This is a genomic window from Flintibacter sp., from assembly GCF_046973065.1.
The window spans coordinates 59937-66123 of the sequence record NZ_JBKVXZ010000013.1 but is presented as its reverse complement, the minus strand read 5'-3'; the positions used below and the strand labels follow the sequence as shown (position 1 = coordinate 66123).

At 61.4% G+C, this 6187-nt stretch carries 5 protein-coding genes; 2 read left to right on the top strand and 3 right to left on the bottom strand.

Translation table 11 applies throughout. From position 1 onward, the window contains the following. The 3 genes from ACLTXB_RS07045 to ACLTXB_RS07035 all read right to left on the bottom strand — a co-directional run. A partial coding sequence (locus ACLTXB_RS07045; RefSeq protein ID WP_428226511.1) for an ABC transporter ATP-binding protein occupies positions 1-2145 on the bottom strand: 2145 nt, incomplete at its 3' end. After that, positions 2145-3884, bottom strand: coding sequence for an ABC transporter ATP-binding protein (locus tag ACLTXB_RS07040; protein WP_428226510.1), 1740 nt, complete (start codon positions 3882-3884; stop codon positions 2145-2147). The genes ACLTXB_RS07045 and ACLTXB_RS07040, both read right to left, overlap by 1 nt. Positions 3885-3915: 31 nt before the next feature. Further along, positions 3916-4374 carry a MarR family winged helix-turn-helix transcriptional regulator gene (locus ACLTXB_RS07035; RefSeq protein ID WP_008981203.1) on the bottom strand — a complete coding sequence of 153 codons (459 nt, stop codon included), beginning with the start codon at positions 4372-4374 and terminating at the stop codon, positions 3916-3918. 235 nt (positions 4375-4609) lie between these two features. Between ACLTXB_RS07035 and lexA the strand changes: the two genes are divergently transcribed. Then, positions 4610-5227 carry a transcriptional repressor LexA gene (gene lexA / locus ACLTXB_RS07030; RefSeq protein WP_008981202.1) on the top strand — a complete coding sequence of 206 codons (618 nt, stop codon included), beginning with the start codon at positions 4610-4612 and terminating at the stop codon, positions 5225-5227. A gap of 1 nt (position 5228) precedes the next feature. After that, positions 5229-6026 carry an RNA-binding protein gene (locus tag ACLTXB_RS07025; RefSeq protein ID WP_428226509.1) on the top strand — a complete coding sequence of 266 codons (798 nt, stop codon included), beginning with the start codon at positions 5229-5231 and terminating at the stop codon, positions 6024-6026. Positions 6027-6187: the final 161 nt, after the last annotated feature.

Here is a 6187-nt window from a genome sequence, read left to right as displayed (position 1 = left end):
GAACTGGCCGGTATACAGCTGGTAGTAGCGGCCCTTCTGGTCCAGTAGCTGCTGGTGGTCGCCCTTCTCCTGAATTTCGCCGTGCTCGATGACCACGATGCAGTTGGAGTTGCGCACGGTGGACAGGCGGTGGGCAATGACAAAGACGGTGCGGCCCTCCATCAGGGCGTCCATGCCCTGCTCAATGTGCCGCTCGGTGCGGGTATCGATGGAGGAAGTGGCCTCATCCAGGATCATCACCGGGGGATCGGCCACGGCGGCCCGGGCAATGGCAAGCAGCTGCCGCTGGCCCTGGCTCAGGTTGGCGCCGTCGCCGGTGACCATAGTGTTGTAGCCATCGGGCAGACGGCGAATGAAGGAGTGGGCGTTTGCGCTCTTGGCGGCGGCGATGCACTCCTCGTCGGTGGCGTCCAGGCGGCCATAGCGGATGTTATCCATAATAGTACCGGTAAACAGGTGGGTATCCTGGAGCACCGCACCCAGAGAGCGGCGCAGGTCGTCCTTGCGGATGGACTTGACGTCGATGCCGTCGTAGGTGATGAGACCGCCCTCGATCTCGTAGAAGCGGTTGATGAGGTTGGTGATGGTGGTCTTGCCCGCGCCGGTGGAGCCTACAAAAGCGATCTTCTGGCCGGGGTTGGCGTACACCGACACGTCCTTCAAAATCCGCTTGCCGGGCACATAGGAGAAGTCCACGTGGTTGAAGCGGACCGCGCCCTTGAGCTCGGTGAGATAGAAGTCCTCCCCGGGTACATTGCGCACGGTGCCGCGGATGATGTGCAGGGTGTTTTTGCCCTCCCGGTCGGGATACTTCCAGGCCCAGCCGTGATTGGCCAGGGCCGCAGGGTCGGTGATGGGGGTCAGCGTGCCGTCCGGCTCCACCCGCACCCAGATCCCATCGGTGGAATCCTGGTGGGGAGCCAGCAGCCGCAGGTCCTTCTGCTCCCGCACCGCCTGGCCCAGTTCAATGGGAGTGTCCCCCGGGCCAATGAGCACAGGCACCAGAGTCATCCCCGCGCTGCGGGGGGTCTTCCAGGCCCAGGTGTGGGGCCGGCCGGAGCCGGTGTACTCCCGCAGGGTGCCGTTGGCGTCCTTCTCGGCACCCACCAGGGTGACGCAGCCCTGATCTACCTCAGGCTGGGTGTCCATGACCTCAAAGATCCGCTCGGCGCCCGCCAGGGCGGACAGGAGGGTGGTCATCTGCTGGGAGATCTGGTTGAGGGGCTGGCCCACCTGCTTGGAGTAGTTGAGGTAGACCACCAGGCCGCCCAAGTCAAAGCCCTGGAGGACCGACAGCAGTCCGCCGAAGGCGGCGGTGAGGGCGTAGCTGATGTTCATGAGGTTGCCCGAGACAGGCATGATCATGGTGGAGTAGTAGTTGGCCTTCTGGGCCGCGTCCCGGTAGGTCTCGTTGAGCTTTTTAAACTCCTCCTTGGCCCGCTCCTCGTGGGTAAAGGCCTTGACCACCTTCAGGCCCTCGATCATCTCCTGGATATTGCCGTTCACATCGCCCAGAGCCGCCTGCTGCTGCTGATAAAACTTGCGGCTGCGGCCGCCCAGCTTCTTAAAGAGCTGGATGGTCAGCACCAGCAGCAGGGCGGTGACGATAAACAGCTTCCAGTTGATGAAGAGCATCAGGCACACCAGGCCCACAAACATCAGGCAGCTGGAGCACAGGGAGACGACACTCTGCTCCAGGGCCAGCTGTACGTTGTCCGCGTCGTTGGTGAAGCGGCTCATGAGCTCGCCGTGGGGGTGCTGGTCAAAGTAGCTCAGGGGCAGATCCTGGAGCTTATCAAACAGGTCCTTACGCAGGCGGTTGACGCCCCGCTGGGCCAGACGCACCATGGTGGCCGACTGGCCGTAGGTTGCCAGACAGCCGATGAGGTAAACGCCCACCAGCATGGCGATGGACTTGGCCAGGCCGGCCACGTCGGTACAGCCAGACCAGATAAAGTCGTTGATGATGCCGCGCATCATATAGGAGCCGCCCAGGTTGGTACACACCGAGATCACCAGGCAGCCCAGCACCGCCAGCAGCGGCAGCTTGCTGCGGGTGAGGTAACCCAGCAGACGGCCAATGGTTTTGCCCATGTTCTTGGGCTTCTGATATCCCCCTTTGGGGGCATGATTGGGTCCCGGCATTATTCACCCACCCCTTCCTGCTGAGATTGATAGATTTCCTGATAAATGGGGCTGCTCTTGAGCAGCTCGTCATGGGTGCCGTGGGCGGCGATGTGGTCATCCTCCAGAATGAGAATCTCGTCAGCGTACTGCACCGAGGAGATGCGCTGGGCAATGATGATGACGGTGGTGTCCTTCAGGTTCTTGGCGAAGGACTCCCGGATGGCCGCCTCGGTGGCGGAGTCCACGGCGGAGGTAGAGTCGTCCAGGATAAGCACCGCGGGCTTGCGGAGCATAGCCCGGGCAATACACAGACGCTGCTTCTGGCCGCCGGAGACGTTGGTGCCGCCCTGGGTGAGCATGGTGTCAAAGCCATCGGGCAGGGCCATGATGAAGTCGTAGGCCTGGGCGTCCTTGGCCGCCTGGATGATCTCCTCCTCGGTGGCGTCCTCCTTGCCCCATTTCAGGTTCTCCCGGATGGTGCCAGTGAACAGCACGTTGGTCTGGAGCACCATGCCGATGCGGCTGCGCAGCTCCTCCAGGGGGTAGTCCCGCACGTCCACGCCGTCCAGCAGCACCGCGCCGCCGGTGACGTCGTAGAAGCGGGGGATGAGGTTCACCAAGGAGGACTTGCCGGTGCCGGTGCCGCCCACGATGGCCACAAACTGGCCGGGCTTTACGTCAAAGCTGATGTGGGAGAGCACATCGTCGCCGGTGCCGGTGGCCACATACTTGAAGGACACATCCCGGAACTCCACCTCGCCCTTGGGAGCGGGCAGGACCTGCTTTTCAGCCTCGGGCTTATCCTCCACGGAGGGCTCAGTGCTCAAAACCTCGTTAATACGGTGGGCACAGGCCTGGGCACGGGAGAGCTGCAGCAGGGACATGGCCACCATCATCACGCTCATGAGGATCTGGACGATGTAGTTGATGAAGGCCTGCAGCTGGCCCAGATCAAAGGTGGCATTCATAACCATCCGGCCGCCGAAGTACAGCACCGCCACGGTGGCGCCGTTCATGGCCAGCATCATGATGGGCAGGATGGCAATGATGCGCAGGCCAACGGCCAGGGCGGCATCCATCAGCTCATCGTTGGACTTTTTGAACTTTTTCCGCTCGTAGTCGGCCCGCACGAAGATCTTGACCACTCGGATGGCCACCAGGTTCTCCTGGAGGGTGTTGTTCAGGTTGTCGATCTTCTTCTGCATGGTTTCAAACAGGCGGGTACAGATAAACATCAGTCCGCCCACCGCAATGAGCATCAGGGGAATGACCACCACCAGCACCAGTGCCAGCTTGGCGTTGAGGGTAAAGCTGATACACAAAGCGGCCACCAGCATCACCGGGGCACGCACCAGCATCCGAAGGCCCATGGCCAGCATCATAGTCATGGCGTTGACGTCGTTGGTCATACGGGTGATAAGGGAGGCGGAGGAGAAGCGGTCGATGTCGGCAAAGGAGAACTCCTGCACCTTGTCAAAGAGGCACTGGCGCAGGTTTGCGCCGAACCCCTGGCTGGCAAAGGCGGCATATTTGGAGGCAAATACACCGCAGAACATGGCCACACCTGCCAGAGCCAGCATCACCAGGCCCATTTTAAAGATGTAGCCCACATCGCCGGTGGGGATGGCGGTGTCCACGATCTCCGACATCACCAGAGGGAGCAGCAGCTCGCAGATGACCTCCAGAACGATCAGGATGGGGACCTTGACGGCCTGCCGCTTGTAGCCCTGGAGGTGGGTCAAAAACAGTTGAAGCAAGTCCGATCTTCCTTTCTTTCCCTACAAGGGGTCATGGTTGGTCCAGACGCAGGTTCTCCAGCGCACGGAGATAAAAGCCGTGCAGTTGGGTCTGCTCCTGGGTGGTAAAGCCGGCGTACATCCGCCGGTTCACCCGCTGCAGGCAGGCAAAGCAGTCATCCACCGCTTTCTGGCCCTTGTCGGTCAGCTTCACCCGGTTGCGCCGGGCGTCGCCGGGCTCAGGTTCCCGGTGGATATATCCCTTTTTCTCCAGGGATTTCAGCGAGGTTGCTACCGCCGCGGGAGAAATATCCAGCAGAGTGGACAGCTCCCGCTGGGCCTGGACCTGTCCGTCAGGACAGCGGTCTCCCGCACTGCGCAAAATGCACAACAGCAGCGGGTGACCTACCTCCTGCAAGCCGGCAGCATTCAGCTCCGCCTGCACCGCATTGCGGTGGGCCTGGTGCAGTTTATGCTCCAGCACCCCCAGATCAATGCCAAGGTTTGCCACGCAGTTCCCTCCCTTCCTTCGACGTTTTTCGTTAACAGCTTAATCATTAACATGTTGAACATTTTAGCACTGAGGGCCAAAATGTCAAGGCGGGAGCGGGCAGATTCAAAATTTGTTCACAAATGCCGCAAATTGCATTTATTTGGAACATCCGTTTGACTTCCAAAGGGGGATATGGTACAATATTTGCAAAATAAAACCACGCCGCCCAGTGTGTCCGGGAAGGAGCTTGGCTATGAAAACGCTGACCCCGAAACAGCAAAAAATTTACGATTATATCTTGGATTTCACGGCAGAGCACGGCTATCCCCCCTCGGTGCGGGAGATCGGCGCCGCCGTGGGCCTCAAGTCCCCCTCCACGGTCCACTTCCACCTCAAAGGGCTGGAGGAGGCGGGGGTCATCGTCAAGGCCGAGGGCAAGACCCGGGCCATCTCCCTGCCCGGCGTGTCCCCCCGCCCGGTGGCGGAGGAGACCGATCCCCACGCCAACCAGATCCCCGTGGTGGGCAACGTGGCCGCCGGCTCCCCCATCCTGGCTGAGGAGTGCATTGAGGACTACCTTACCTTTGATACCGAGGGTCTCTCTGGAGAGCACTTTGCCCTGCGGGTGCGGGGCGAGTCCATGCTGGGGGCAGGCATTCTCCCCGGTGACCTGGTGGTGGTCCACCGGCAGAGCGAGGCCCAGTCGGGCCAGATCGTGGTGGCCCTCTTCGAGGACGAGGCCACGGTGAAGACCCTGCGCCGCCGGGATGGCAAGGTGTGGCTCATGCCGGCCAACGACGAGTATCAGCCCATCGACGGCACCAAGGCCCAGATCCTGGGCCAGGTGGTAGCGGTGGTGCGGCGCTACTGAGATGACAAAGACCGAACTGTTGGACCGCTGCGTCCGCAGCGGCGAGGAGCGTGTGCTTCTCTCCCGGGTGCTGGACAAGCTGGAGCTGTCCCAAAACCGGGGCATCCCCGCCCATACCCCCTTTCTCTCCCCGGGAGAGCGGGCGTCCGTGACCGATTTACTTTCCGCCTGGGGGCACCCCCGGCACGTGTTTTTCGGCGGCTACCCCGATGCCGAGCGCACCGTGTGTCTCTTTCTCCCCGACTGGCAGGAGGAAGAGGACGCCATCGCCGACCCGGAGGGTCCTCTGGCCGCTTTGGAGGCCACCTTCCCCAACGGGGCAGAGTTGTCCCACCGGGACATTCTGGGCTCCCTCATGGGGCTTGGAATCACCCGGGAGAAGCTGGGGGACATTTTGGTGGAGGGAAACCGCTGCCAGGTCCTGGCCCTGCGGGACGCCCTGCCCATCCTTTTGAGCCAGTGGGAGTCCGCCGGTCGGTGGAAGGCCAAGCTGCGGGAGATTTCCCTCTCGGAGCTCACCCCCAAGCCGCCTCAGGTGAAGACCATCCGGGACACGGTGGCCGCCCTGCGGCTGGACGCGGTGCTGGCCTCCGGGTTTTCTACCTCCCGCTCCAAGGCCGCTCAGCTGGTGAGCGCCGGGCGGGTATCGGTGAACCACCGGGAGTGTATGAAAAGCGACCGCACCGTAGAGCAGGGGGACGTGCTCTCCTGCCGGGGGCTGGGCAAGTGCGTGGTCAAAGAAGTGCTGGGCCAGTCCAAAAAGGGCCGGATCATGCTGATTTTAGAGCGATATATATAAGGCAACACCGCACAAATGCACCTGCGATGCTTTGCGGAAATTTTGCGCCCGGATTTTGTTGCGATTTCTTACAATACATCCAGTATTGTCGCAAAATCGCGCCGCATCCGGACAAAAAATTTGCTCGCAAATCATTCTTGTCGAATTGTGCGGTCTCGCCA